Origin of the sequence: Hymenobacter antarcticus (genome assembly GCF_039539545.1) — a bacterium.
Lineage (GTDB): Bacteria > Bacteroidota > Bacteroidia > Cytophagales > Hymenobacteraceae > Hymenobacter > Hymenobacter antarcticus.
Genome location: NZ_BAABDI010000001.1, coordinates 275,880 through 299,805, shown reverse-complemented (window position 1 = coordinate 299,805; position 23,926 = coordinate 275,880). Strand labels below are relative to the sequence as shown.

Here is a 23,926-nt window from a genome sequence, read left to right as displayed (position 1 = left end):
CACCTAGGCCGACTGCGGTACCTGACTGGCGATGTGCGCGGCAATGAGCTGGGCGTGGTGCCGGCCGTTTTCGATGAACCAGCGGCTGGTGGCGCGGCCGCCGCACACGGTGCCGGCCACGAACAAGCCGGGGCGGGTGGTTTCGTGGGTGGCCGGGTCGAAGAGCGGGGCGCGGGCTTCGTCGGCCGGGTCGGGCTCCACGCCGAGGCGGCCGAGCAGGGCCTCGTCGGGGTGATAGCCGGTGAGGGCGTACACGAAATCGGTGGGGATGGTGAGCGGACCATCGGGCGTGAGTACGTCGACTGCGCCGGGCCGGATGGCGGAGATGGTGGTGTTGAAGTGCGCCGTGATGCGGCCCTCGGCAATGCGGTTGACGAGGTCGGGGCGAATCCAATACTTCACCGAGTCGCTGATGGCGGGGCCGCGCACCAAGAGCGTGACTTTGGCCCCGGCGCGGGTGAGCTGCAGGGCGGCTTTGGCCGAGGAGTTTTTGGCCCCCACGACGATAATATTTTGCGTGGCGTGCTGGTAAGGCTCCTTGTAATAGTGGCTGACACTGGGCAAATCCTCGCCGGGCACGTTGAGCGGGTTGGGCACGTCGTAGAAGCCAGTGGCCACGACGACGTTGCGGGTCAGAATTTCGCCTTTGTCGGTGGTGGCGGTGAAATCACCCTGCTCGCCGGTCAGGCTCAGCACTTTCTCGTGCAGCCGAATAGCCAGCTTTTCGGAGGTGGCCACGCGCTGGTAGTAGTCCAGGGCATCTTCGCGCAGGGGCTTGTAGTGGCTGGTGGGAAAGGGGTAGCCGCCGATTTCGAGCAGCTCGGGCGTGGAGAAAAACTCCATGTTGGTGGGGTAGCCGACCAGGGAATTGACCAGCGCGCCCTTTTCGATGATGGTTACTTTGAGGCCCCGGCGCTGGGCTTCGAGGGCGCAGGCCAGGCCCACGGGGCCGGCTCCGATAATAAGAACGTCGAGCATAAGAGTAATTGATTGACTGTAGGAACGCGCCACGGGGCGTTCCGTCATTGAACAGCCGTGGCTAAAAACAGCACTGCGGCTGGCACTTGCTTACGGCCCCGGCCGTGCAACGAGTGAACGCGCCGTGGCGCTTTCCTACCTTTGCACCATGCGTACCTGCGACCTGTGCGGCAGCACTGACTTCAAAAAGCTGCCCTTTTATTACGAATTCGAAGGCCAAAGGCTGCAAGGCACCCAGTGCCGCAGCTGCGACCTGATGTTTCTCGACCCTCAGCCCACGCCCGCGCAGCTGGAACGGCTCTACGGCAAGGACTATTTCACCGAGCGGCCCAACTACGACCGCACCCAGCAGGACATCGTTTTCATCGAAGAAGGCCAGAAGCAGCGTGCTTTAAACCAGGTGCGGCCCGACAAGTTCACCAACTACATCCTGGCCAGGTACCCCGGCCGCCAGTTCCGCTACCTCGACGTGGGCTGCGGCCCCGGCTACACCCTCAAAAGCCTGGAAAACCTGGGCTGGCAGGCGCACGGCCTGGAAATATCCGAGCACGCCGCCGACTTTGCCCGCCGCGAGCTGCACCTGCCCGTGGTGACGGGCAACATCGAAACCACCGAGGATTTCCGCGAGAATCAGTTCGACCTCGCCTACATGGGCGACGTGCTGGAGCATTTGCTCTCGCCCGCCGCCACGCTGGCCAAGTTCCACCGCATTCTGGAGCCGGGCGGGCTGCTGGTGCTGGCCCTGCCGGCCACGCTGAACCTGCCCACGGTGCGCCTGGGCTTCGCGGCCTACAGTGTGCTGGGCAAAGAGCGCAAGATGGATATTCCGCCCTATCACCTGTTCGAATTCACCCCGGCCACCATCACCAAAATGCTCATCAAGCAGGGTTTTGAGGTGGTGGAGCTGCTGAACCCGGTGAAGCCGCCGAAGAACATTCGCCTGGGCGGCAGCGTGGTGGAAAAGGTGAGCAAGCTGGCCGGGCAGTATCCCACGTACTATTTGAATAAGCTGACGGGCCGGTTTGGCGACCGCATGTTCGTGGTGGCGCGGAACGTGAAGTAGAACGTGTACCGCGAAATTTCATTTCGCCCCGCGCCCACGTTACCTGGCTCGCCACTGATAATAGCTCAATAAAAATGCCTGGAACCGCGGCGGCTCCAGGCATTTTTATTGATTTTTTTTTCGCGGCTGGAGCAGGCGCGAGGCGAAATGAAATTTCGCGGTACACGTTCTTACAACAGCTCGGTGCTGCGCTTTACGAAGGCCGTCAGGGCCTCGCCTTTGAGCATGCCCTGGGCCAGCAGGGCCAGGTCGAAGGCTTGCTTGGCCAGCTTGTCGCCGCCGTCGGCCAGCACCTTTTGGGTGAGGGGGTGGTTGGCGTTCACGGTCACGTCGTAGGACTCGGGGAAGGCGCCGAACATCTGCATGCCGCCGCCACCGCCGGTGCGCTGCATGTCTTTCATGCGGCGCATAAACTCGTTTTGGGTGATGACCACCGGCGCGTCCTGCGGGCTGAGGGCCGCCACCTTCACGTGCATGGCCGGGTTGGCAATGGCTGTGGTAAAGGTTTCCTCCAGCTTTTTCTGGTCGTCCTCGGTCAGCACGCTTTCGGTAGTGCCTTCTTTTTCGATGAGCTTGCTCACCGTATCGGCGTCCACGCGCTTGAAGCTGGTTTTTTCCAGCTTCTGCTCCAGCTGGCCCACGAAGTGCGGGTCGAGGATGTGGTCAAAATTCAGCACGTCGTAGCCGCGCTCCTGGGCGGCGGCCACGTAGCCGTGCTGCTGCTCGGCATCGTTGGTGTAAAGCACCACCGTGTTGCCGTCCTTGTCCTGCTGGTTGGCTTGAATGTGCTCGGTGTACTCGGTGATGGTGAACAGCTTACCATCCACGTTCTTTAGCAGTACGAAGTCCTTGCCCTTGTCGTAGAACTTCTCGTCGCTCAGCATGCCGTACTTCACGAACATGCCGATATCGCCCCATTTCTCCTCGTAGCCGGGCCGGTCCTTCTTGAACAGGTCGTTGAGCTTATCGGCTACTTTTTTGGTGATGTAGGTGTTGATTTTGCGCACCGCCGCGTCGGCCTGCAGGAAGCTGCGGCTCACGTTGAGCGGAATATCGGGCGAGTCAATCACGCCGTGCAGCAGCATCAGGAACTCGGGCACCACGTCCTTGACTTCATCAGTGATGAACACCTGGCGCGAGTAGAGCTGAATCTTGTTGCGCGAGAACTGCAGCTCGTCCTTCACCTTCGGGAAGTACAGAATGCCCGTGAGATTGAACGGATAGTCCACGTTCAGGTGAATCCAGAACAGGGGCTCATCCATGCTCATCGGATACAGCTCCTGGTAGAATTTCTTGTAGTCCTCGTCGGTCAGCTCGCTGGGCTGCTTGGTCCAGATGGGGCTGGTGTCGTTGATGAGCTGGCCCTCGAACTCAATCGGAATGGGCAGAAACTTGCAGTACTTGGTGAGGATGGTGCGCAGCCGGGCTTCCTCCAGAAACTCGTCCGAATCGGCGGCTACGTGCAGCACCACGTCGGTGCCGCGCTCAGCCTTCTCGGTGCTTTCGAGGGTGAAGGACGTGCTGCCATCGCAAATCCAGTGGGCGGCTTCGGTGCCCTCTTTGTAGCTCTGCGAGAAGATTTCCACGTTCTCAGCCACCATGAAGGCCGAATAGAAACCCAGGCCGAACTGCCCGATAATCTGGTCTTTGGTGGCGGCGTCCTTCTCCTTGTACTGCTCCACAAACTCGGTGGCACCGCTGAAGGCAATCTGATTGATGTACTTCTTGATTTCCTCGCCGGTCATGCCCAGGCCGTGGTCCGAAATCGTGATTTTGCGGGCTTCTTTGTCCACGGTCACGCGCACTTTCAGCTCGCCCAGCTCACCTTTGAACTCGCCCAGCTGGGCCAGGCTCTTCAGCTTTTGGGTGGCATCAACGGCATTACTGACCAGTTCCCGCAGGAAAATCTCGTGGTCGGAATACAAGAACTTCTTGATAATCGGGAAGATGTTCTCGGTGTGGATGGAGATGGAGCCGGTTTCTTGCATGGTATGGGGTATCGGGGAAAATGAAAGTCAGACGGAATGGCCGGGCATAGCGGAGCCGGCCACGGTTTGCGTGGCTTTCAAACGACGTTCCAAGGGGCGGGGCGCTGTCAGATTGACAGCGGCGGGCGCGGGGCCGGGCTACTGCGCAGGCTCCGTCTGGGCAGCCAACGGCGGCGCACCCGGGGCGCTACGAGTCGTGCGGACGATACTGGGCCCGGGGCTCGGCCACTCCCGGCCGCACCGGGTCGGGGCCGTGCACGGCTTCCCACTCGGCCTGCAACTCGGGCAGGCGGGCGGCGTAGTCCGTCAGCCAGGCCAGGCCGGGACCCGGCTGGGAGAAATATTGAATATCGAACTTGATAAACGGCCGAAACATGGCCAGCAGCGATTCAATGGCCAGCTGATTATGTACGCGGCGGCGGTGGTTTACCAGTACCACCCGCTCGAGCGGCAGCCTGGTAATGCCGGGCATCCAGTTCGTGCCCAGCCACACCTGGTCGTAGACCGAGATGTCGGGAAACGTGTTCATATTCAGCAGCAGGTTCCGCATCCCCAGTTGCTGGTCCAGCAGCAGCAGCTGCTCGGCGCTGGCGCGCAGGTTCCGCGTGTCATTGCCGGACGCCCATTCGACCCGCAACAAGCTTAACTGTTCGTCGTACTGTAAGGAAAGGTCGGAGATACTTGAAATAATCACAAAAAAAGCGCTTAATAGGCGCAGAGTTATAAAGATACTGCCCGGGTACGAGAAACCCGGACAGTATGGATTTACCGACCGACGCTAAACTGAAACTTTATTATTCGCGCAGCTTTGCGTGGTTACTGCCATCTTTGCATTGTGCAAGCTCTCCGCTCCCACCTCGCCCTGTTGCTGCTGGTCTGCCTCACGCGGACGCTGCTGCCCGAGGCGTGGGTACTGGCCCTGCACCCCCACACGCACACCGCGGAGGAGCCAGCCCGAGCCCCGGCATTTCGCCACAAAGACAAGGCCCTCATCAGCGCCCGGCACCAACACTGCGACATAGAGCATTTCTATAACGTAGAATATCAGACTATTGCGCCGGCACTATTGCCCGCGCCCCGCATAGCCCCGCGCTACCGGGCCGCGCTGGCGCTGCCGCCGGTGCGGGCGGTGGCCGGCGAGCTGCTTTTTGCGCGTTCCCTGCGCGGGCCGCCGCGCCGCGCCTGATTTCCGGCGCATTCCTTTTTTCCCGATAATAACCCGCCTTGCCCGCGGCCGTGCCCCTGTGCCGGCCGGCGGGCCGGGCCATTTTGGTATTTTATTTATGTACACGTCCTTCTTTCGGCTGCCACTGGCAGCGGGGTTAACGCTATTTTATTCCGGCGCTTTTGCCCAGCAGCCTCCGCCCATGCCGCGGGTGCGCGCCGCCGCCCCGCCCCTTACCGGGCGCGTGACCGATGCCGCCACCGGCGAGGGCCTACCGGGCTCCACGGTGCTGTTCGACGACCTGAAGCAAGGCTCCTCTACGGGGGCCGATGGCAGCTTCCGCTTCGGCAACCTGCCGCGGGGGCGCTTCACGGTGCAGGTGCGCTCGCTGGGCTACAACACGGTGACGCAGACCGTGGACACCGGCACCGGCCAGCCGCTGGATATCAAGCTGACCGTGGCGGCTACTGAGATTGGGCAGGTGGTGGTGACGGGCGTATCGCAGGCCACGCAGCTGCGGCGCTCGCCGGTGCCCACCGCCGTGGTCGACCGGACCCGGCTCAACCAGACTTCCGCTTCTAACCTGATAGATGCCATTGCCCACACACCGGGCGTGAGCCAGATTACGACCGGCGCGGCCATCAGCAAGCCGGTGGTGCGCGGGCTGGGCTACAACCGCGTCATCACCCTGAACAACGGGGCCCGGCAGGAAGGCCAGCAGTGGGGCGACGAGCACGGCATTGAGATTGACGAGTTCAGCGTGGACCGAGCCGAGATTATCAAAGGACCGGGCTCGCTGCTCTATGGCTCCGATGCCATGGCGGGCGTCATCAACTTCGTGGCTCCCGACCCGGTGGCCGAAGGCCACATCACGGGCCTGGGCACGGCCAGCTACCAGACCAACAATAACCAGCAGGGCTACTCGGTGCAAAACGCCGGCAACCTGAACGGCGTGAACTGGCTGGCGCGCGGCACCCGCAAGGTGGCCGGCAACTACCAGAACCGCTACGACGGCCGGGTGTACAACTCGGGCTTCAACGAGTGGGACGCCAACGGCTACGTGGGCGTGAACAAGGGCTGGGGCTATTCGCACCTCACCTTCAGCACCTTCAACCAGCGCCTGGGGCTGACGAAGGGCACCCGCGACCCGGGCAGTGGGCGCTTTTTGAAGGAGGTACCCAGCGGCGACTTAACCCGGAGCGTGCCCGTAGCCGATGCCGACCTGCGCGGCTACGGCTTGGCCGTGCCCCAGCAGCAAGTCAACCACCTGCGTCTGGGCGTCGACAACAACTTCGTGCTGGGCGAGAACGGGGCCCGCCTCACGTTCCAGGCCAGCTACCAGCAAAACCTGCGGCGCGAGTACGGCAACGTGCTCGACCCCGCCGAAACGTCGCTCTACTTCCAGCTGCGCACCATCGATTATGCGCTGCGCTACTTCCTGCCCGAGCGCAACGGCTGGAACCTGACCCTGGGCACCAGCGGCCTGCACCAGCAAAACCGCAACCTGGGCGTCGAATTCCTGATTCCGGCCTATAAGCTGGACGAGGGCGGCGTGTTTGGCGTGGCCAAAAAGACCATCGGCGCGCTCGACATCAGCGGGGGCCTGCGCTATGATGTGCGCCGGATTACGGCCGACCGGCTGCTGCTCGACGGCAATGAGCGCCCCAGCACCGACCCCACGGCCGACACCAAGTTCCCGGGGTTTCGCAGCACCTTTCGCAACTACAGCGGCAGCCTGGGCGCGGCCTATAATCTCAACGAAAAGCTGACCGTGAAGGGCAACCTCGCGCGCGGCTTCCGGGCCCCCAACATTGCCGAGCTGGGCTCAAATGGCATTCACGAAGGCACGATTCGCTACGAAATTGGCCAGTCGGGCCTGGCGGCCGAAACCAGCCTGCAAGCCGATGCCGGCGTGAGCTACGTGTCGGACCATGTGCGTTTCAGCGTCGATGCCTTCACCAATAGCATCGATAACTACATTTTCACGCGCCGGCTGCTCACTCCTAGTGGGGCCGACTCGTTGAGCGCGGAAGGCGATGGCGTGTTTCGTTACGAGCAGGGCCGGGCGCGCCTCTACGGCGGCGAGGTCAGCCTCGATTTCCACCCCCATCCGCTGGACTGGCTGCACTTCGAAAACTCCTTCTCGATGGTGCGTGCCCAGCAGCGGAGCGTGGAAAGCGCCCAGCGCTACCTGCCCTTCATCCCCGCCGACCGGCTGCAATCGGAGCTGCGCGCCAACTTTCGCCGCCAGGGCAAGCGCATCACCAACCCCTACGCCCGCGTGCAGCTGGAGCACACCTTCGCCCAAAACCGCTTCTTCTCGGCCTTCGATACCGAAACCGGCACGCCCGGCTACACCCTGATAAACGCCGGCCTGGGCACCGACGTAGCCAACGCCCAGGGCAAAACCCTGTTCTCGCTGTTCCTGACCGCGAATAACCTGTTCGACGTGGGCTACCAAAGCCACCTGAGTCGCCTGAAATACGCGGACTTTAATGTTGCGAATGGGCGGCGCGGCGTGTTCAACCAGGGCCGGAACGTGAGCGTGCGGCTGGTGGTGCCGCTGGATTTTAAGTAGCCGCGCTGCGGCCACCGTGGCAATCCGGGCCGAAGTGCCCATCTTTCGGCCTCACTCCATGCCCCATTCCTGTGCAAGCCGTTTCCCCACCCGCCAAATCCACCGTTTTCACGGCCGCCGTCATTGTGGCTGCCCTGGGCTACTTCGTCGATATCTATGACCTGATTCTGTTCAGCATCGTGCGGGTTGAAAGCCTGAAGGAACTGGGCGTGACGGCGGCGGCTGAAATCACCAACCAGGGCTTATTCCTGATTAATATGCAGATGGGCGGCATGCTGGTGGGCGGCATACTGTGGGGCATTCTCGGCGACAAGAAGGGGCGGCTCTCGGTGCTATTCGGCTCCATTCTGCTGTATTCGCTGGCCAACCTGGCCAATGGTTTCGTGACCAGCGTGGAGCAATACGCCTGGCTGCGGCTCATTGCCGGCATCGGACTGGCCGGCGAGCTGGGCGCGGGCATCACGCTCGTGAGCGAGAGCCTGCCCAAAGAAAAGCGCGGCTACGGCACCATGATAGTGGCCACCGTGGGCGTGAGCGGGGCCATGCTGGGCTACTGGGTGGGCAACCGCTTCGGCTGGCGCAACGCCTACTTCGTGGGCGGCGGGCTGGGGCTGGCGCTGCTGGTGTTGCGCGTGAGCGTGTTCGAGTCGGGCATGTTCCAGCAGGTGCAGGCCCAGGCCGGGGTGGTGCGCGGCAATTTTCTCAGCCTGTTCACCAACCCGGTGCGCCTGGGCAAGTACCTGCGCGTGCTGCTGATTGGGGTGCCGCTGTGGTTCGTGGTGGGCATTCTCGTCACGCTGGCCCCGGAGTTTGGGCGGGCCCTCGGGCTCACGGGTGAAGTCACGGCCGGGCTGGCGGTGTTCTGGTGCTACTTCGGGCTGGTGTTTGGCGATTTTTTCAGTGGGGCGCTCAGTCAGTTCTGGCACTCGCGCAACAAGGCGCTGCAAGTGTTTCTGGTATTTTGCGCCGTGCTGGTGGGCGTGTACCTGTTTGGGGTGCAGGGCGCTTCGCCGGCCACGTTCTACGGCGTGTGTTTCGTGCTGGGCATGTCGGTGGGTTTCTGGGCGCTGTTTGTGACGGTGGCGGCCGAGCAGTTTGGCACCAACCTGCGGGCCACGGTGGCTACCACGGCTCCGAACTTTGCGCGGGGCGCGGTGGTGGGGCTGGTGCCGGCCTTCAAGTACCTGAGCGGGGCACTGGGCGGCATCATCCCGGGCGCGGCGGTGCTGGGGGCGCTCACGCTGGTGGTGGCTTTCTGGGCCGTGCGCACCCTGCCCGAGAGCTACGGCAAGGACCTGAACTACGTGGAGGAGTAACGACCACCCCGGCCCCTGAACTGCCCCGGAAAGCGGGCGCGTAAGAACCTTGCTCCCGGCGCGGCGTACACGGACCGCACTTAGCGGGTTTCATCGCCCTCCCCCATGAAAAAACTCCTTGGCCTCCTGGCCATTATCGCAGTATCAACTTTCTCGGCCCACGCCCAGACCACTACCCCGGCTACCCCGACCATGACGGACCCGGCCGGCACCATGCTCACCCCGGAGCAGCAGCAGCAGCGCGCCAACGATGCCAAAGCCACCTACGAAGCCCAGAAGCAGCAAACCAACAGCAGCGACCAGGCCGTACGCAACAGCAAATCCCAGCTGAAGGAAACCGCTAACCAGCAAAGCGACCTGAAAAAGCAGCTCCGTGAGCAGCGCAATCAGGAAAAAGCCCAGAAAGCCCAGCTCCGCGAGCAGCGCAATGCCGCCAAAGAAGCCAAGAAGCAGGAGCGCGCCGCCCGCGCCATGGCCAAAGCTGAAAAGCAGCGCGCCAAGGAAATGAAGTAGGCCTCCGGCCCGTTTTCCCCGTTAAAACTCCGGCTTCGGCCGGAGTTTTTTTGTGGCCCATCTGCCTCGTCTGGCCCTATCTTTCTGCTTCGCTAATCTCCATATCGCATGGCTACGCCCACCAAAAACACCACGCAACTTTACCCCTGGCACCACTTCGTGCTGCTGCCGCTGGCCCTGCTCATGGCCGGCTACACCGTGCTGCGCTACATCAAAGTATCCGGCGACGACACCCAGGAAGCCCGACTCTGGTTCAGCGTGGCGGCCCTGGCCCTCATCGGCCTGGGCGTGCTCGTAATGTTGCGCCAGCACTACGCCCTGCAGCTGCAGGACCGTATTTGCCGCCTCGAAGTGCGCCAGCGCTACTTTGAGGTGAGCGGCCAGCGCTTCGCCGCGCTCGAACAGCAGCTCAGCCTGGCCCAAATCCTGAGCCTGCGCCTGGCCGGCGATGCCGAGCTGCCCGCCCTGGCCCAAGCCGCCGCCCGAGAAAACCTGTCACCCAAAGACATTCAGGCCCGTATCACTGACTTTCAGTTCGACTCCATGCGTGTGTGATACCAATGGGTGATTGAGCGAATGAGTGAATGGGGGAATGATTTTCGACCCCTGCTAATTCGGCTGCTTCATTCACCTATTCATTCATTCGCTCATTCACCCATTGCCCATGATTCTCTACAACGTTACCACCAGCATTGAGCCCACCGCCGCCGATGAGTGGCTGGATTATATGCGCACCACCCACATCCCCGAGGTGATGGAAACGGGTTTCTTCATCAAAAGCCAGCTCTGCCGCCTGCTCAATGAGGAAGACGACGGCATCACCTACGCCGCCCAGTACTACTGCCTGAGCCTGGAGCAGCTGGAAGAGTACCAGGCTCTGTGTGCCCCCGCCCTGCGCGCCGATATGGAAACCCATTTTGCGGGCAAGTACGTGTCCTTCCGCACCATTCTCGAAGTGGTGGAGTAAACGGGATTAGACAGCAGGACAAAAAAGTCATGCCGAGCGCAGCCGAGGCATCCCGCGTGGGGTAGCAATTCATTCGATTGAGTTACTACCCCACGCGGGATGCCTCGGCTGCGCTCGGCATGACTTTTTTGATTAGCCAACAACCCACAATATTCGGGCACAAAAACACCCGTTACGCTGTTGAAACAGCACTCCATGAAAAATATTATCTTCTTCGGTGACAGCCTCACAGCGGGCCACGGCCTGCCCGCTGTCGCCAGCTTTCCCGCCCTGCTCCAGCTGCGCCTCGATGAGCAGCAGCTCGATTACAAAGCCTACAACTACGGCGTGAGCGGCGAAACCAGCGCCGGCGGCCGCCAGCGCCTGCCCACCGTGCTCACCCGCCACCCGGTCGAGGTATTTGTGCTGGCCCTCGGGGCCAACGACGGCATCCGGGGCATCGCCGTCCGCGAAACCACCCATAACCTGCAGTTCATCATCGACGCCGTGCGGCGGCAGTACCCCGAAGCGCAAATCGTGCTGGCCGGCCTGGAGTTTCCCTTCGACCTCGGCCCGCTGGGCGGCCACCGGCTGGCCCACTACGCCACCGAGTTCAAGGCCCTCTTCCGCACCCTGGCCGACAAAAACAGCCTACCCTTCATCCCCTTCCTATTACAAGGAGTGATGGGCCGCCGCGAGCTGAACCTGCCCGACGGCGTGCATCCGAATGCGGCGGGCCAGAAAATCCTGGCCGAGAACGTGTGGCAGGTGCTAAAGCCGCTGCTATAGCGCCACTAAAACGTGTACCGCGAAATTTCATTTCGCCCCCGCGCCATTCGCCTGACGTGCGGGTTTCGTTCGGGTTTCGGGCGGGGGCGAAATGAAATTTCGCGGTACACGTTCTACCCAAACAGGCTCCCCTGCACCGGCTGCGGAATAATGCGCGGCGGTGCCACCAAAATCCCCGTCAGCGCCCGTACCTTCTCCAGCAAATACGCCGCGAACACCGGGGCGTGGCGCACGTCTTTCTGGTGAATAAAGAAGTACACCTCATGCACGCCCTGGGCCACCCAGGCGGCCAGGCGCTCGGCCCAGGCATCGGCGCGCTGGTAGTCGGAACTGTGCAGGCCGTGTCCGTTGAAGCGGATGAAGGCCACGGGCGTGGTCAGGCGCATGGGCAGCACGTCGCGCCGGCCGGCCACGTCGGTTATCACCAGCGTTTTGTTGAGGGCCTCGAAGGTGGCGTACACCGCATCGGCCAGCACGGGGTCAGCGAACCAGCGCGGGTGGCGCAGCTCCACGGCCAGCGGCACCGCCTCGGGGAAGTCGAGCAGGAAGCGCTCGAGGCGCGGCAGGTGCTCGGGGCCGAAGTGCGGCGGCAGCTGCAAAAACGCCCAGCCCAGGTTGCTGCCCAGCGCCTCGAAGGCCCGGGCGGTGGGCACCACCAGGTCGTCGGCCTGGAATAATTCGCGCTCGTGGCTAATGCTGCGCGGCAGCTTGGGGCAGAATTTAAAGCCCGAATCGGGCCCCACGGCTTCGCGCCAGCGCCGCACGGTGGTGGCATCCGGAATGCGGTAGTGGGTGGTATTCAGCTCGATGCTGTTGAACTGCTGCGCGTAGTAGTGCAGATAATCAGGCTCCTTGATGCCGGCCGGGAAGTACGTACCCAGCCACTCCTTATTAGTCCAGATGGGGCAGCCCACGTGCAGGCGCGCCGGGGCGGGCTGCGTGGGCCGGGCCCGGGCCAGCACGCGGGCGGTTTCGGGGTGGTCGGGCGGCAGCCCAAAATCAACGTAGCGCAGGTCGGGCAGGCGGCCAAAATCCATGGGGCAAAGGTAGGCTTTGGGGCCGGCGGCCGGGTACTACTCTTACGAAAAAAGCGGGACTTCTGCAACCGGGTTCCGAAGATGATTGGCGGGCCGATGCCGGAATTTTATACCCGTCGCATAATCTAATTTCTGTGTCTGCGCAATACTTCGGGCCATATTCCGCAAAATATAGTTTGACGTCGTCTCACGGCTACTTTTCCGGCGAACAGAAAGATTAATTAAATGCAAGTTTTCAGGAAAAAGGACAATTTTTGACCCTATCCAATTAGCAGAGGTCCGCTGGTTTTTAGCATCACCCAAAAAGGTCGGGCTATGTTTGTTCCGCTCACCATCTGCGAATCGCATGATTTTATTTCGTCGCCTTACAGTACCCGTCCTCTCCAGTTGCTTGTTTTTTCTGCTGACTTTTCTGGGCGCTCCCGCGCACGCCACCACTCCTGGCACCACCAAAACAGCTCCCGCCTCTGGCACCGCTACCACTGTGTTGCGGGGCCGGGCCTCCTGGTACGGCAGTTACTTCCAAGGCCGACGCACCACCAGCGGTGAGCGCTACAACCGCTTTGCTTACACCTGCGCCCACAAAACGCTGCCTTTCGGCACCCGCCTGCGGGTAACCAACGTGAAGAACGGCAAGTCCGTCGTGGTGCGGATTACCGACCGTGGCCCGTTCCGCCACGAGCGCATTATCGACCTCTCCGAAATAGCGGCCCGTCCGCTGGGCATCACCGAATGCGGGGCCGCCACGGTGGTAGCCGAAGTCGTAGCCGCCACCACGCCCCTGGGCCCCGCCACTACCCCCGAAAACCTGGCCGCCCTCTTCGCCGCCGACCCCAACCCCAACGCGGCTTTCGCTACCTATAAAGTACCCGCTGCCATCGAGCCCGCTGCTACGCCGGAGACAACCACCGAAAAGGCAACCCTCATAGCTGCGTCGCCCACCAGCAAAACCCAGGTGATGACGGCCACCGAAACGGCCAACTGCCCTGCCGGCTTCCTCATCCAGGCCGGCTCATTCGTGGACAATGCCAACGCCCGCAGCGTGCAGGCCCGCATCAAGTCGCTGCTGCCCGACGTTGACGTGCAGGTTACCCAGGACCTCCTCGATGGCCGCCAGCGCAGCCGCGTGCTGGTCGGCAACTTCGGCGAGCGCCCCGAGGCCGAAGCCGTGCGCCAGCAGTTGCTGGTCTGGGGCATCGGTGGCCTGGTGCGCGAAGTGGCCCTTCGGTGATAAAGCATCGCGCAGCAACGAGTAGCGCCTACTCCTTATAATACAGAAGAGAGAACCCGCTCCGGGAAGCAATTGACGGCATTGTCGTTATTTGCCTCCCGGAGCGGGTTCTCTGCTTTTTGGCACTTTCTGCCCACTACTTTCTACTGATTATTCCCCATGCTCAAAGCCATATTGGCCCTGGCCGCCTGCTTCACCTTGGTTTGGATGCTGAACACCAAGCACGGCGACCTGCCGCCCTTTGGCAAGCTGCTGAGCCCGTACCGGGGCTTTTGGCAAAACGGGGAGACTCCGGGCGACTTCCCGGCCCGGCAGACGCTGGCGCTGGCCGGCCTGCAAGCCCCCGTGACGGTGCGCTACGACGACCACCGCGTGCCGCACGTCTTTGCCCAAAACGACCACGACCTCTACTTCGCCCAGGGCTACCTCACGGCCCGCGACCGGCTCTGGCAGATGGAGTTCCAGACCCACGTAGCGGCCGGGCGGCTGGCCGAGATAGTAGGCCCGGCGCGGCTCGAAACCGACCGTTTTTTCCGGCGCATGGGCCTGCCGTTCGGCGCGGCCAACTCGCTGAAGGTGATGATGGCCAACCCCATTACGCGCACCGTGCTGGAGTCATACTCGGCCGGCGTGAATGCGTACATTGGCCAGCTCACGCCCGCCACACTGCCCTTTGAATACAAGCTGCTGGACTACCGCCCCGAGCCCTGGCAGCCGCTGAAATGCGCCCTGCTCCTCAAGTTCATGGCCTGGGACCTGAGCGGCCGCACCGACGACCTGCGCATGAGCAACATCCTGCGCAAGTACGGCGCAGCCGTGACCAAGGACCTGTTTCCCGACTACCCCACGCGCGAAGACCCCATTGTGCCCGTGGGCACGCCGCTGGATTTTAAGCCCCTGGCAATTCCGGCCGCGCCGCAGTCGTTTGAGGCGGCCTACGCTACCCAGCAGCTGCGCACCGAGCCCGATGCCGAGCTGGGCTCCAACAACTTCGCGGTGAGCGGGACGAAATCGGCCTCGGGCTACCCGCTGCTGGCCAACGACCCGCACCTGGCTCTGAACCTACCCAGCATCTGGTACCAGATTCAGCTGAGCGCGCCGGGCGTGAACGTGTACGGCGTCACCATTCCGGGTGCGCCCACGGTTATCATCGGCTTTAATGAAAACGTGGCCTGGGGCGTAACCAATGTGGCGGCCGACGTGCTGGACTTCTACCAGCTGAAATTCAAGGACAACACCCGCCGCGAATACTGGCACGATGGCCACTGGAAACCCGTGCGCCGCGTGGTGGAGCACATCAAGGTGCGGGGCTTCCCTGACCGGCTCGACACCGTGCTCTACTCCCACCACGGCCCGGTAGTGTACGACAAGAAAGAGAAGCCCTTCCTGCCGCAGACGCCCATTGCCCACGCCATGCGCTGGACGGCCCACGACGGCGCGAACGAAATCCAGACGTTTTACCAGCTCAACCGGGCCCGCTCGTACCCTGACTACACGGCCGCGCTGGCCACCTACGGCTCGCCGGCGCAGAACTTTATTTTTGCCGATAATGAAAAGGACGTGGCCATCTGGCCCAACGGCCGCTTCCCGCTGAAGTGGCGCGACCAGGGCAAGTTCATCCTCGACGGCACCGACCCGGCTTACGACTGGCAGGGCTGGATTCCGGCCGCCCAGAACCCCCACGTTAAGAATCCGGCGCGGGGCTTCGTGAGCTCAGCCAACCAGTTTTCGACCGGCCCCGACTATCCTTATTACCTGAACTGGAACTACGCCAACTACGAGCGCGGCCACCGCATCAACCAGCGCCTCGCGGCCATGCGCCAGGCCACGCCCGACAGCCTGCGCCAGCTGCAAAACGACGTGCTCGACCTCAACGCCCAGCTGATGCTGCCGCGCCTGCTAGCCCTGGTAACGGACCCGGCCACCGGCGCCACTCCGCCCGCCGCCACCTCGCCCGAAGGCAAAGTGCTGGCCGAGCTGCGCCGCTGGCCCTACCAATACACCGCCGACGCCATCGGGCCCAGTGTGTTCAACCTCTGGTATGCTGACCTGGTGAAGCGTCTCTGGGACGACGACTTCCCGACCAACCCGAAAGGCCCGGCCCTGCGCTACCCCGGCCGCGACCGCACCAACAACCTGATTCTAAGTGAGACAACCTCCCCGTGGATAGATAACCGGCGCACGCCAGCCACCGAAACCCTGCCGCAGCTGGCCCTGCAAAGCCTGCGCTTCGCTACCGACTCGCTCACCCGCAAGTTTGGCCCGCTCTCGGCCAAGTGGCGCTGGGCCAACCAGAAAAGCACCGATATTCTGCACCTGCTCCAGCTGCCCGGCTTCGGCCAGATGGACGTGGACTGCGGCGGCGGCGCGGGAATCGTGAATGCCACCTCTGAGCGCAACGGCCCCTCTTGGCGCATGGTAGTGGCGCTGGGCCCCCGGGTGCGGGCCTACGGCGTGTACCCCGGCGGCCAGAGCGGCAACCCCGGCTCGCCCTACTACAACAACCTGCTGGAAACCTGGCGCGTGGGCCAGCTCGATGAGCTGGTATTCCTGCGCTCGGCTGATGAGAATAATGCGCGGGTGGCCACGGCCTGGACGCTGCAAGGGAAATAGCTACTTCACTTGAGCTTACCACCCATAAAAAAGTAATTAAATAATATTTATATTATTTAATTTTGTATATTCACCCTATACACCGCCGGCATCTACGCCTTACTGGCGCTACAAGGAAGCAGATTCTCAATGCGAGGCAACGGCTGGCCATTGAGCGACCTCTAGCGGACCCATCCACCACTTACAGCATTGGAAAACTATGGAACCACGGTCTAACTCCTTTTTCACTGTTGGTCTGAGGGCCACTTCAGCTACCGCGGCCAGGGCAGCCATTCTGGCCAGGAATGGAACGATGCCCGGCTATCGCGGGCTTCTTCCGAGCAGCACCAGCAACCATCCGGCCCAATGGATAACAGCTCGATTAAACGGTTTGGGTAGGGTGACGCTCATCGGCGCTGGCAGCACGACAGCTATGCATGGAAGTGAAGCACTGGGTTGGGTAACCAGTATTTCGGGGAGCTACGCGAGCCGCTGGTTTTTCGCGCAAGCGCCCGCCCCCGACGATGAAGACCAGGAAGAGCCTGAAGACGAAGAAGAAGCTCAAGCTGAGCCCCAAAGAAGGAACGCGCCCGCAGTGCGAAAACAGTCTTCAACCGAAGAGAACGCCGAACAATTACGTGAAGGCGGGACCATCAATCCACCCTTTCCGTAAGAGGTAGCCCAATTATTGGCTTGAGCTGCAAGCCGGTTGATGCTGCCGGGCAGACAGCTGTTTGGCGCGCTTGCGCCCGGCTATAAATTTGCGGCATAGACACCCGCCCCATTCCGCCCCGGCACCCCAGCCGCCGCTGCCAGTACCGCCAGCGGCTGTTGCCCTTGTTGCTACTGCTGCTCACGGCCTATTCCGCCAACGCATTAGTACTACAACCAATACGCCCTCGATACCGCTCAGGTATTCAGCTATGTGGAACAAATGCCGACGCTTCGAGCCGGGCCGCCACTACGGCCAGCCGGTGGCCTTGCGCTTAAGCAGTCGTTCAAAAGCAAACGGGTTATTAGTTGCTCGCTGTTAGTTGTCAGTCAGCCGATTACCATCCTACTAACAACTAACAACTGACAACTAATGACTAACAACTTAGTAGTTGCCGATAGTAGTGGCTATTCGCTGAAAATTGCGGGCGCTTCGCTGGCGACTAAAGCAGTAAAAAAAGTGCGGCCTTTCTTTACGAAAGGCCGCGCTTTTTATCGCAGAATTAACAAGGAGGGTGCTGGTACCGCAGGGGTTTCAGCATACTGCTTAATTGTCGTCGGTAGCGCGGTTGATGAGCACTACGGCCACGGCGGCCACGGCCGCAATTCCGATAATCATTTGGGTGGGCGTGAACTTTTGGGCGGCTTTGCGCAGCAATACGCTGCCGTGTTTCAGCAAGTCATCCACGTGCTCGGTTTTACCCTGAAACACATGGTAGGCACTTTCAAAAGTACGGGCAAGGTCTTCGGGAAGGATTTTTTCGATTTTTTCGAGTTGCGCTTCCATAAAAAAGGCGAAATTGAAGGGGGAAGGTGAAAGAAAACAAGGCAGGGCCTTGGAAGACCTGTACGCAAAAGCTTACTGCCGGGCTGCCTTTTTCCTGTTTCTCCAACAAAATAACCGGTGAGCTACCCTATTAGCCCAACCGTAGCTAGCAGGGCATCCTACCGGTTATTAATTGATGCTCAATCTGTTTATTCAATCACTACAATGCGCGAGCCGCTGCGTTGGGCTTCCCGCACTTGGCAGTAGTAGGCTCCGGCGGCCAAGCCGCTCAGGTCCACGGGCAGCTGCTGGGGGCCCCGGGGCAGCACGCGGTCGACGGCGCGGCGCACCTCGCGGCCCAGGGTGTCGAGCAGCACGATTTGGACGTGACCACCGGCGCAGTCGTAGGCCACGGTGGTGCGGCTTTCGCGCGGGGCCGGGTTGGGGTACACCGTAAAATCGGCCACTTCCGCGGCATTGGCGGCGGCCAGCAACGCACCGGGCCGCAGCACCGGCACGTAGGGAAAGCTGCGCCCGAAGAGCTGCGTGAGCGTGGCGGGCGTCACCTGGAACCAGTCCTTTAATATGCTGGTGTAAACGCTCCGGAAATCGAACTGCATGGCCACGTTGTCGTTCACGCCGGCATTGGCGGGCAACGTGGGGTTGGGACCGTGCACAATGGGGTTCACCTTCGAGCCGAACACCAGCAGCGGGGCCGCCGCGCCGTGGTCGGTGCCGAAGCCCGAATTGGCCTTGATGCGCCGCCCAAACTCCGAGAACGTCATGCCCACCACCCGGTCCTGGATGGCGTGCCGCTGCAAGTCGTCCTGGAAGGCGTTCACAGCCTCGGCAATCTTGCCGAGCAGCGTGGCGTGGGTGCCGGTAGCGGTGCTGCCCGTGGTGGGCACCTGCAGCGTGTGGGTATCGAAGCCGCCCAGCGTACACACGTACATGCGGGTGCTCAGGCCGCCGGCCACCAGCTGGGCTACTATTTTGAGCTGGTCGGCCAGCGAGTTCTGGCCGGCGGCGGGGTAAAGCGGCGACAGGTTCTGAGCCCGCCGGGCCGCCGCCTGAATGGTAGTGGTGTACACCTGGGTCTGGCTCACCACCCGCCGGATAAACGTGAGCTCGTGGCCGGCCGGGGTGTTGGGGGCCGCGTCTACGCCGCCGCTGAGCAGCTGGTAGAACGACGACGTACTGGCAATGGCCATGCCCATGTTCACGCTGGGCCCCTGCACGCAGTTGCTCACCACCGAACCGATGCTGATGGCCAGCGGGTCGGGACTCTGGGTGTTGGGGAAGCCGGTGGGGAAGCCCGGAAACTCGCTGTCGAGGTAGCGGCCGGCCCAGCCCGTGGTCAGGGTCACGTTCGATTCGGAGCCGGAAGTCCAGATATCGGTGGCCCGGAAGTGCGAGAAGTTGGGGCTGGGGTAGCCCACGCTTTGCACCACGCCCAGCTTGCCGTTCTGATACATATTGCGCAGCGAGGCCATGGCCGGGTGAATGCCCGTGGCCGTGGTGAGTGGCAGCACGGCGTTCTGGGCCAGCGCCAAATTGGGCCGCGCCGCCATGAGGGCCGGGTACTGGTCCAGCGGGATAATCATGTTCAGCCCATCATTACCGCCCTGCAGCTGAATGATGACCAGCACCTTATCCGTCTGCACAGTGGCATTGGTGAGGGCCGCCAGCGCGGGCGAGTACCCGTAGGCCCCAATGGGCAGGCCGCTCAGCAGTGCGGTGCCAGCCGTAGCCGCAGCCGTAGTTTGTAGAAATTCGCGACGTTTCATAATTAAGCCGTTAGCTATTAGCCGTTAGCCGTTAGCTAGCAGCTTCAATTGACGAATGGATATTTGCGAGAGCTAACAGCTAATAGCTGCCAGCTAACAGCTTAAGAAAGATGATACTCGGCCAGCCCCATCAGGGCGCGCAGCATGGCTTGCAGCTTGGTGGTCACGGCCGCTTTTTTGGCGGTGTTGGTGGGCGCGGCCAGGTACTGCTGCCACTCCACGGTCCATTCAAAATCGGGCAGGCCGGGCAGCAGAGCCGTTTTCAGAAATGCCAGCTGATTGGTGGTGAGGGGAATGGGCACCATCAGCCGCACAAACTCATCAATGAGCAGGTTGCAGTCTGATGCCGTAATGGCCGGCAACGACTGCGCCAGGGCCAGCACGTCAATCACGATTTTCACCCCGCTCCGCGTGTAGCCTGTGCTGATAAACAGGTCGGTAGCCTGGTTGCGGCGCGGCAGCGTCACGGCGTTTATCCAGAGCTCGTGGAACTGCGGGGTCTGGTAGTAGGCGGCCCAGCCGGCCACGTTAGGCGGGTCACCCAGCGTTTGCTGCTGCACGAAGGCCAGGCTATTTAGGTATTCCCACATCTGATACTGCACCGTTACGGTGCTGGCCGGCGGAAACACCACCTGCATCTGCCGGCACAGGCCCACCGTGAAATCGAGCGGGCTTTTGATGAGGCAGCCCATGTTCAGCACATCGAAGAAATGCTCGGAGCTGAGCAGCGCCCGCAGCACCGGAGCCACCTCGAAGCCATTCTGCACCAGCAGGGTAGCCAGGGGCCGAATGATGTCGGTTTCTACTTGCGCATCAATCACATAGTATACAAACCAGCGGTAGAGCTTGCGCACCAGAAAGCGCGCCGTCTCCACCTGCTGAAAAATCAGGTTCACCAGGTCCTGGTACTCGCTGGCTCCGTTGCCCGCAATACTGGCACCGCCGAAGGCCGAGGAAAACACCTTGGCCGTATTATCGTGCCGGCTGGCGGTGAAGTAGCTGCTCACCGGCGGCGTGCCCAGGTCGCGCCAGCCGGTGAGCACGCGGGCGGCGGCCTGCACGTCGGCCTCGGTGTAGTTGGCGTAGTTGCCCGGGCCGATGAGCGGGCCCTTGCCCACCGTGAACAGCTCCAGCAGCTCGCGGCCGTAGTTCTCGTTGGGTGCGCCGGTGGTGCTCTGGTTGCCGTTGAGGTAGCGCAGCATGGCGGGCGTCACGGTCACGTCCTTGGCCAGCTGCTTCACGTTGCCGAGGGCGTGCTGGCGCAGCAGGCGGCAGTACTCGTAGCCCATGCGGGCATCGCCGATGTCAGCCAGCTCCACCACGAAATGGTTGTGCCAGAACAGGGTCATCTTCTCGGCCAGCGACGTGCCCTGGCCCAGGAGCTGCCCCAGCCACCAGCTGCGCAGCGACGTGCGGCGCACGCCCTCGAAGTTCTGGTCGAACACCTGCCCCACCCAGGTCTGCCCAATGGGCACGCTGGTGTCGGTGGCCGATACATTCACGGGGGGCGCGGGCACGGCCGGAGCCGCCAGCAGCCCATTAAGCACCGCTGTGAGGTTGGAACCAGCCGCTGCCAGAATTTCGGGGCGGGTGGGGCCAAACAGGGAGCGGCGCAGCAGGTGGGCCGCCTGGGCATTGCCCCAGGGGCCGGTGTAGGGCGCGAGGGTGCTCGTAGCCCGCGAGAGGCCCGTGGGCAGCGCCTTGTTGGCATAGCGGCTCACGGTTTCGGGCGGGTCCTGCTGGGCAGTGGCGGCCACTGGGTCGGCCACGGCGGTGGCGGGGCCGCTCAGCACAGCGGCGTTTCGCTGGAGGAAAAGTCTACGGTTCATAAGCAAGCACAAGTAGCACGAAAACAGGACCCAAACGACGGCAAGCGCCTCAAAACTCAACCCGGCTGGTTTGCTAGCAGCCAACTGTTTAGCCTAGACTGCCGGGCCTTCCTCAAGTTTAACGCAAGTATCTCTTTTATTCGGTGAATACCTAATAAAGCAGGCGCTGCCCAGGTAAAAAGAAAGCGCCCGACCGGGTAGGTCGGGCGCTTGGCCTTGGGTTTGTGCCGGTAGCCGGTTCGCTTATTCGGCTATGGCTACGGTCTCGTCGTCGGCGTCGGCCGCGGCAGCGGCGCGCACGCGGCCGGCGGCGTAGAAATTGCGGTGGTAGTACGGCTGGTTCAGCGAGCTTACCATCACGCCGCCGTTGCAGGCCGAGTGGGCAAACTTGCCATCTTTCAGATAAATGCCGACGTGGTAAATCGGGCCCCGGCCGCGACGGAAAAACACCAGGTCGCCGGTTTGCATTTCGGCCTTGGCAATGTGCTTGGTGGTGGTGAACATGGAGCGCGACGAGCGCTGCAGCGTGATGCCGTACACTTCGCGGAACACGCGGGTCACAAAGCCCGAGCAGTCGGTGCCCTTGCGCGAGTTGTTGCCGTAGGAGTAAGGAGCCCCAATCCAGTCGGTCACGGTACGCAGCAAGTCCTTATTTTCGTTAAAAGCCAGGTGCAGGCCCAGGGTTTGCGCGTAGTAGTGGTAGGTGAGCGAGTCGCGCGAGGCGATGAGCTCAGCGGCGGTGGGCTCGCCGGTGGTGGTTTTGGTGGGCGGCGTAGCGCGGGGCTCGCTCATCGTCATCGCCGGAAACAGCGATGCTTCGGCCACGGCCGGTGCTGCAGCAGCACGAACCGTAGCCGAAGCATCGGCGGGGCGTTCAAAGAAGAAGGAGAGAGCTAGCGAAGCAGCGGCAAGGCAATACAGGAGACTATGTTTCATTGTCCGTCGTAAGGGTTGGGGCAAAAACCGGATTCCTGAGCGTGAGCAGGAAGCGCCGGGCAGTAGATTTCTTAGGCGATAGGCAAGGCTAATTTTAGCCGAGTGAAGAGGTGATAAAAGCAGTATGTACCCGGTAAATTCTATTGCTTTTAGAACGGGTCGCTGGGTAAATCTAGGGTAAACATTTGGTAAGTCCGGCACTTTCGCTAAAAAAAAGGCAAATATTCTTGCTATAAGACAATTTAATGCACTAATTATCAACTTAAAAACCCAAACCGTGTTGGTACTTCATTCGTATTCGCGCGATTAGAAAACCGTCGTATCTTTCCCTTATGCAAAATCCCCGAACCTGGACCCGTTCTCCCCTGGCCCGCATTGCCCGGCTGGTGCTGGGCAGCCAGCGCGTAGCCATGGTGGTGGGCCAAACCGTGCACCTGAACGGAGCCACCCGCGAGCAGTTTCTGGCTGATGCCGAGTGGGTGGCCCACGAGCTGGTGCACCTGCGCCAGTACAAGGAGCACGGTCTCCTACCCTTCTTGTGGAAATACCTGGTGGAGTCAGCCCGCGTGGGCTACTACCAGAACAAGTATGAGGTGGAGGCCCGGGAAGAAGCCCGCCGCGTGGTCCTCGCCGACCCCAGCCATGTGCTGCGCCCGCTGCCCCGCCACGCGCAGCCGCCCAGCGCTTGAGAGATTATCCCGTCAAAGCCTGCAGGCCCTGCTCGTTGGTTCTAAACGGGCCGTTGAAGAAAATAAAGTTGGCAGTTGGCAACTTCCTGTTGGCTAATTACGAATAAAACGCAGGCTGCCCGCCGCGCGGGTGCCGCTTTTCCCTTTCACTTTCATTTCGTCGTACCTACTATGGATAACCAGCAAAACCAGTCCGGAACTCCTAATTCGACCAACCCCGGCCGCCCCACCCAGAATCCGGCTACCACGCCCAGCGCGACCGGCAACCCCCGCAAATCGGCAACGCCCAACGCTCAGGCTCCTTCGCCTGCGGCCAACCCCACTTCGCAACACCACGACACGGCCAACGCCGGCACTGAGCGCCAGGGCGAAGGCCAGCAAGCCAACGCCTCGGAAGGCACCATCCTCGATACCGCCATGCAAAGCGGCAAGAAATGGATTGAAGATTCCGGCTTGCTCAACAACGTGAACCAGCTGCCCCAGGGCCTGAAAGACCTGGGCAACCGGGCCGTAGCCAAAGTCAACGACCTCACCACCACCCAGAAAGTAGTGGGCGGCGCATTGCTGGCCGTAGGACTCGGCTGGCTGGCTACGCGCAAAGGCAAGTCATCGGGCAGCGACAGCTCTTATAACTATGGCAACCCCCGCGGCAACAATGGCGACTACGGCCGCCGCCCCGCCGGCTACCAAGCCCCTGATGCCTCCACCACCCGCTCAGCCACCACGCGCAGCTCCGACAGCGGCTCGCCCTATGGCAGCGGCAGCCGTTACGGCAGCACCGATAAACCCGACAGCGGCTCGGGCTTTGGCGCATCGGCCCAGACCGACCACGGCCAGCAGCCCTCCAGGCACGACGACCTGCGCAGCATAGAGTAGCCGCGCAGTACCAGCAAAAAGCCCCCGCTTCAAATTGAGGCGGGGGCTTTTTGCTGGTATCAGTTAATTGATAATCAGCTCTTGCTCAAGTAGTCGTTCAAAAGCAACCGTATTCGAGTCGGGCCTGCCGGTCTGA

21 protein-coding genes are annotated in these 23,926 nt (G+C 61.9%); 13 read left to right on the top strand and 8 right to left on the bottom strand.

Annotated elements, in window-relative coordinates; all coding sequences use genetic code 11:
- Positions 1 to 3: 3 nt before the first annotated feature.
- A complete protein-coding gene (locus ABD819_RS01170) occupies positions 4 to 978 on the bottom strand; it encodes a YpdA family putative bacillithiol disulfide reductase (protein ID WP_345120073.1) in 975 nt (324 codons plus the stop codon).
- A gap of 148 nt (positions 979 to 1,126) precedes the next feature.
- Here ABD819_RS01170 and ABD819_RS01165 point away from each other — a divergent pair, with 148 nt between their 5' ends.
- Positions 1,127 to 2,041, top strand: a complete 915-nt coding sequence (locus ABD819_RS01165; RefSeq protein ID WP_345120071.1) for a class I SAM-dependent methyltransferase — start codon at positions 1,127 to 1,129, stop codon at positions 2,039 to 2,041.
- A 170-nt stretch (positions 2,042 to 2,211) separates the two neighbouring features.
- Here ABD819_RS01165 and htpG read toward each other — a convergent pair whose 3' ends face one another.
- Positions 2,212 to 4,029, bottom strand: a complete 1,818-nt coding sequence (gene htpG / locus ABD819_RS01160) for a molecular chaperone HtpG (protein WP_345120069.1) — start codon at positions 4,027 to 4,029, stop codon at positions 2,212 to 2,214.
- 187 nt (positions 4,030 to 4,216) lie between these two features.
- Complete coding sequence (locus ABD819_RS01155; RefSeq protein WP_345120067.1) at positions 4,217 to 4,723, bottom strand: hypothetical protein; 507 nt, start codon at positions 4,721 to 4,723, stop codon at positions 4,217 to 4,219.
- Positions 4,724 to 4,864: 141 nt separating this feature from the next.
- Between ABD819_RS01155 and ABD819_RS01150 the strand changes: the two genes are divergently transcribed.
- From ABD819_RS01150 to ABD819_RS01120, 7 genes are all read left to right on the top strand, one after another.
- Positions 4,865 to 5,215 carry a hypothetical protein gene (locus ABD819_RS01150; protein WP_345120065.1) on the top strand — a complete coding sequence of 117 codons (351 nt, stop codon included), beginning with the start codon at positions 4,865 to 4,867 and terminating at the stop codon, positions 5,213 to 5,215.
- Between the two features lie 97 nt (positions 5,216 to 5,312).
- Positions 5,313 to 7,772 (top strand): TonB-dependent receptor, encoded by a 2,460-nt coding sequence (locus ABD819_RS01145; RefSeq protein ID WP_345120063.1) that lies wholly within the window; start codon positions 5,313 to 5,315, stop codon positions 7,770 to 7,772.
- Between the two features lie 65 nt (positions 7,773 to 7,837).
- Positions 7,838 to 9,088, top strand: a complete 1,251-nt coding sequence (locus ABD819_RS01140) for an MFS transporter (RefSeq protein WP_425553897.1) — start codon at positions 7,838 to 7,840, stop codon at positions 9,086 to 9,088.
- A gap of 105 nt (positions 9,089 to 9,193) precedes the next feature.
- Positions 9,194 to 9,601, top strand: coding sequence for a hypothetical protein (locus ABD819_RS01135; protein ID WP_345120059.1), 408 nt, complete (start codon positions 9,194 to 9,196; stop codon positions 9,599 to 9,601).
- A gap of 108 nt (positions 9,602 to 9,709) precedes the next feature.
- Positions 9,710 to 10,156 carry a DUF6526 family protein gene (locus tag ABD819_RS01130; RefSeq protein WP_345120057.1) on the top strand — a complete coding sequence of 149 codons (447 nt, stop codon included), beginning with the start codon at positions 9,710 to 9,712 and terminating at the stop codon, positions 10,154 to 10,156.
- 109 nt (positions 10,157 to 10,265) lie between these two features.
- Positions 10,266 to 10,568, top strand: coding sequence for a DUF4286 family protein (locus tag ABD819_RS01125; RefSeq protein WP_345120055.1), 303 nt, complete (start codon positions 10,266 to 10,268; stop codon positions 10,566 to 10,568).
- A gap of 195 nt (positions 10,569 to 10,763) precedes the next feature.
- Entirely contained in the window at positions 10,764 to 11,336 is a 573-nt protein-coding gene (locus ABD819_RS01120; RefSeq protein ID WP_345120053.1) for an arylesterase, read from the top strand.
- A 113-nt stretch (positions 11,337 to 11,449) separates the two neighbouring features.
- On the opposite strand, the gene ABD819_RS01115 is transcribed toward ABD819_RS01120, so the two are convergent.
- Positions 11,450 to 12,373 (bottom strand): DUF72 domain-containing protein, encoded by a 924-nt coding sequence (locus ABD819_RS01115; RefSeq protein ID WP_345120051.1) that lies wholly within the window; start codon positions 12,371 to 12,373, stop codon positions 11,450 to 11,452.
- Between the two features lie 391 nt (positions 12,374 to 12,764).
- On the opposite strand from ABD819_RS01115, the gene ABD819_RS01110 reads away from it, so the two are divergent.
- The 3 genes from ABD819_RS01110 to ABD819_RS01100 all read left to right on the top strand — a co-directional run bounded on the left by ABD819_RS01110 (position 12,765) and on the right by ABD819_RS01100 (position 16,869).
- Complete coding sequence (locus ABD819_RS01110; protein ID WP_345120049.1) at positions 12,765 to 13,604, top strand: septal ring lytic transglycosylase RlpA family protein; 840 nt, start codon at positions 12,765 to 12,767, stop codon at positions 13,602 to 13,604.
- A 159-nt stretch (positions 13,605 to 13,763) separates the two neighbouring features.
- On the top strand, positions 13,764 to 16,217 hold the full coding sequence (locus ABD819_RS01105) for a penicillin acylase family protein (RefSeq protein WP_345120046.1): 2,454 nt from the start codon (positions 13,764 to 13,766) through the stop codon (positions 16,215 to 16,217).
- Between the two features lie 292 nt (positions 16,218 to 16,509).
- Positions 16,510 to 16,869, top strand: coding sequence for a hypothetical protein (locus ABD819_RS01100; protein WP_345120044.1), 360 nt, complete (start codon positions 16,510 to 16,512; stop codon positions 16,867 to 16,869).
- A gap of 585 nt (positions 16,870 to 17,454) precedes the next feature.
- Here ABD819_RS01100 and ABD819_RS01095 read toward each other — a convergent pair.
- From ABD819_RS01095 to ABD819_RS01080, 4 genes are all read right to left on the bottom strand, one after another.
- Complete coding sequence (locus ABD819_RS01095) at positions 17,455 to 17,694, bottom strand: hypothetical protein (RefSeq protein ID WP_345120042.1); 240 nt, start codon at positions 17,692 to 17,694, stop codon at positions 17,455 to 17,457.
- Between the two features lie 188 nt (positions 17,695 to 17,882).
- The gene (locus tag ABD819_RS01090; RefSeq protein WP_345120040.1) at positions 17,883 to 19,460 is read right to left on the bottom strand and encodes a DUF1501 domain-containing protein; all 1,578 of its coding nucleotides are present in this window, start codon (positions 19,458 to 19,460) and stop codon (positions 17,883 to 17,885) included.
- A gap of 101 nt (positions 19,461 to 19,561) precedes the next feature.
- Positions 19,562 to 21,289 (bottom strand): DUF1800 domain-containing protein, encoded by a 1,728-nt coding sequence (locus tag ABD819_RS01085; protein ID WP_345120038.1) that lies wholly within the window; start codon positions 21,287 to 21,289, stop codon positions 19,562 to 19,564.
- Positions 21,290 to 21,532: 243 nt separating this feature from the next.
- Positions 21,533 to 22,225, bottom strand: coding sequence for a C40 family peptidase (locus tag ABD819_RS01080; protein ID WP_345120036.1), 693 nt, complete (start codon positions 22,223 to 22,225; stop codon positions 21,533 to 21,535).
- Between the two features lie 332 nt (positions 22,226 to 22,557).
- On the opposite strand from ABD819_RS01080, the gene ABD819_RS01075 reads away from it, so the two are divergent.
- Positions 22,558 to 22,914: an eCIS core domain-containing protein gene (locus ABD819_RS01075; protein ID WP_345120034.1), complete on the top strand. Its 357-nt coding sequence runs from the start codon at positions 22,558 to 22,560 to the stop codon at positions 22,912 to 22,914.
- Between the two features lie 171 nt (positions 22,915 to 23,085).
- Entirely contained in the window at positions 23,086 to 23,790 is a 705-nt protein-coding gene (locus ABD819_RS01070) for a hypothetical protein (RefSeq protein ID WP_345120032.1), read from the top strand.
- Positions 23,791 to 23,926: the final 136 nt, after the last annotated feature.